The sequence below is a fragment of the Vibrio sp. M260118 genome (assembly GCF_036533755.1).
Taxonomy (GTDB): Bacteria; Pseudomonadota; Gammaproteobacteria; order Enterobacterales; family Vibrionaceae; genus Vibrio.
This window is the reverse complement of record NZ_JATABG010000389.1, coordinates 1-3,115: the sequence shown is the minus strand read 5'-3', so window position 1 is coordinate 3,115 and position 3,115 is coordinate 1. Positions and strand designations below refer to the sequence as shown.

Genomic DNA, 3,115 nt, shown 5'->3' with positions numbered 1-3,115 from the left:
AATGCATTCTCTAGTGAAAAACCTTGTTGGCATAAAAAGGCTAATTGATTTTCGAGAGTTTCATACTGTTTTTCTGTAGGCCGTGTACCTAAATGTACTTTTGCTCCATCGCGATGACTTAGTAAAGCACATCTAAAACTTTTAGCGTTATTACGTAAAAAATCTTGCCAGCTTTCCCCTTCTAAAGGGCAAAAGTGAGTATGGTGCCTATCTAACATCTCAATGGCTAAGGCGTCGAGCAAAGCCCGCTTATTTTTTACATGCCAATACAATGTAGGCTGCTCTACACCTAGCTTCTGGGCGAGTTTACGGGTTGTTAAACCTTCGATTCCGACCTCATTAAGCAGCTCTAATGCGCTGTTAATCACTTTACTTTTATCTAATCTAGACATCATTAATTCCTAATTTTTGTTGACACTCTATCATTGATAGAGTTATTTTACCACTCCCTATCAGTGATAGAGAAAAGTGAAATGAATAGTTCGACAAAGATCGCATTGGTAATTACGTTACTCGATGCCATGGGGATTGGCCTTATCATGCCAGTCTTGCCAACGTTATTACGTGAATTTATTGCTTCGGAAGATATCGCTAACCACTTTGGCGTATTGCTTGCACTTTATGCGTTAATGCAGGTTATCTTTGCTCCTTGGCTTGGAAAAATGTCTGACCGATTTGGTCGGCGCCCAGTGCTGTTGTTGTCATTAATAGGCGCATCGCTGGATTACTTATTGCTGGCTTTTTCAAGTGCGCTTTGGATGCTGTATTTAGGCCGTTTGCTTTCAGGGATCACAGGAGCTACTGGGGCTGTCGCGGCATCGGTCATTGCCGATACCACCTCAGCTTCTCAACGCGTGAAGTGGTTCGGTTGGTTAGGGGCAAGTTTTGGGCTTGGTTTAATAGCGGGGCCTATTATTGGTGGTTTTGCAGGAGAGATTTCACCGCATAGTCCCTTTTTTATCGCTGCGTTGCTAAATATTGTCACTTTCCTTGTGGTTATGTTTTGGTTCCGTGAAACCAAAAATACACGTGATAATACAGATACCGAAGTAGGGGTTGAGACGCAATCGAATTCGGTATACATCACTTTATTTAAAACGATGCCCATTTTGTTGATTATTTATTTTTCAGCGCAATTGATAGGCCAAATTCCCGCAACGGTGTGGGTGCTATTTACCGAAAATCGTTTTGGATGGAATAGCATGATGGTTGGCTTTTCATTAGCGGGTCTTGGTCTTTTACACTCAGTATTCCAAGCCTTTGTGGCAGGAAGAATAGCCACTAAATGGGGCGAAAAAACGGCAGTACTGCTCGGATTTATTGCAGATAGTAGTGCATTTGCCTTTTTAGCGTTTATATCTGAAGGTTGGTTAGTTTTCCCTGTTTTAATTTTATTGGCTGGTGGTGGGATCGCTTTACCTGCATTACAGGGAGTGATGTCTATCCAAACAAAGAGTCATCAGCAAGGTGCTTTACAGGGATTATTGGTGAGCCTTAACAATGCAACCGGTGTTATTGGCCCATTACTGTTTGCTGTTATTTATAATCATTCACTACCAATTTGGGATGGCTGGATTTGGATTATTGGTTTAGCGTTTTACTGTATTATTATCCTGCTATCGATGACCTTCATGTTAACCCCTCAAGCTCAGGGGAGTAAACAGGAGACAAGTGCTTAGTTATTTCGTCACCAAATGATGTTATTCCGCGAAATATAATGACCCTCTTGATAACCCAAGAGGGCATTTTTTACGATAAAGAAGATTTAGCTTCAAATAAAACCTATCTATTTTATTTATCTTTCAAGCTCAATAAAAAGCCGCGGTAAATAGCAATAAATTGGCCTTTTTTATCGGCAAGCTCTTTTAGGTTTTTCGCATGTATTGCGATATGCATAAACCAGCCATTGAGTAAGTTTTTAAGCACATCATCATCATAAGCTTTAAGTTGGTTCTCTTGGATCAATTTGCTGACAATGGCGTTTACCTTACCAGTAATGTATTCAAGGCTAATTTTTTCAAGTTCATTCCAACCAATGATAGGCATCACTTCTTGGATAGGGATAAGGTTTTTATTATTATCAATAATATAATCAAGATAATGTTCAAATATACTTTCTAAGGCAGACCAACCATTTGTTAAATCAGTTTTTGTTGTGATGTAGGCATCAATCATAATTAATTGCTGCTTATAACAGGCACTGAGTAATTGTTTTTTATTTTTAAAGTGATGATAAAAGGCACCTTTGGTCACCAACGCTTTTCCCGAGATCTCATCTATTGAAACAGCTTGATAGCCTTTTTCAACAAACAATATTCGTGCTGAGTTAACCAGTGATTGATAGGTACTCTTAAAATTTTCTTGTTGATGGTTTTTATTTTCCATGATAGATTTAAAATAACATACCGTCAGTATGTTTATGGTATCATGATGATGTGGTCGTGACAATCTTAAGAACATTTAGGTTATTTTATGTATATTGAACAGCATTCTCGCTATCAAAATAAAGCTAATAACATCCAATTAAGATATGATGATAAGCAGTTTCATACAACGGTTATCAAAGATGTTCTATTATGGATTGAACATAATTTAGATCAGTCTTTACTGCTTGATGATGTGGCGAATAAAGCGGGTTATACCAAGTGGTATTTTCAGCGGCTGTTCAAAAAAGTAACAGGGGTCACACTGGCTAGCTATATTCGTGCTCGTCGTTTGACGAAAGCGGCTGTTGAGTTGAGGTTGACGAAAAAAACTATCCTTGAGATCGCATTAAAATATCAATTTGATTCCCAACAATCTTTTACACGTCGATTTAAGTACATTTTTAAGGTTACACCAAGTTATTATCGGCGTAATAAATTATGGGAATTGGAGGCAATGCACTGAGAGATCCCCTCATAATTTCCCCAAAGCGTAACCATGTGTGAATAAATTTTGAGCTAGTAGGGTTGCAGCCACGAGTAAGTCTTCCCTTGTTATTGTGTAGCCAGAATGCCGCAAAACTTCCATGCCTAAGCGAACTGTTGAGAGTACGTTTCGATTTCTGACTGTGTTAGCCTGGAAGTGCTTGTCCCAACCTTGTTTCTGAGCATGAACGCCCGCAAGCCAACAT

The 3,115-nt window shown here is 39.0% G+C and carries 3 protein-coding genes and 2 pseudogenes; 2 read left to right on the top strand and 3 right to left on the bottom strand.

The genetic code is table 11. From position 1 onward, the window contains the following. Positions 1 to 392, bottom strand: a pseudogene (tetR(B), locus tag QTO00_RS17235) (tetracycline resistance transcriptional repressor TetR(B)); the annotation flags it as partial. 81 nt (positions 393 to 473) lie between these two features. Between tetR(B) and tet(B) the strand changes: the two are divergent. Next, positions 474 to 1,679, top strand: coding sequence for a tetracycline efflux MFS transporter Tet(B) (gene tet(B), locus QTO00_RS17230; protein WP_010446567.1), 1,206 nt, complete (start codon positions 474 to 476; stop codon positions 1,677 to 1,679). 112 nt (positions 1,680 to 1,791) lie between these two features. Here the strand turns inward: tet(B) and tetC are convergent, their stop codons facing one another. Next, positions 1,792 to 2,385, bottom strand: coding sequence for a tetracyline resistance-associated transcriptional repressor TetC (gene tetC / locus QTO00_RS17225; protein ID WP_000428546.1), 594 nt, complete (start codon positions 2,383 to 2,385; stop codon positions 1,792 to 1,794). Positions 2,386 to 2,472: 87 nt separating this feature from the next. Between tetC and QTO00_RS17220 the strand changes: the two genes are divergently transcribed. After that, positions 2,473 to 2,889 carry a helix-turn-helix domain-containing protein gene (locus tag QTO00_RS17220; RefSeq protein ID WP_000275180.1) on the top strand — a complete coding sequence of 139 codons (417 nt, stop codon included), beginning with the start codon at positions 2,473 to 2,475 and terminating at the stop codon, positions 2,887 to 2,889. A 9-nt stretch (positions 2,890 to 2,898) separates the two neighbouring features. Here QTO00_RS17220 and QTO00_RS17215 read toward each other — a convergent pair. Further along, positions 2,899 to 3,115, bottom strand: a pseudogene (locus tag QTO00_RS17215) (IS4 family transposase); the annotation flags it as partial.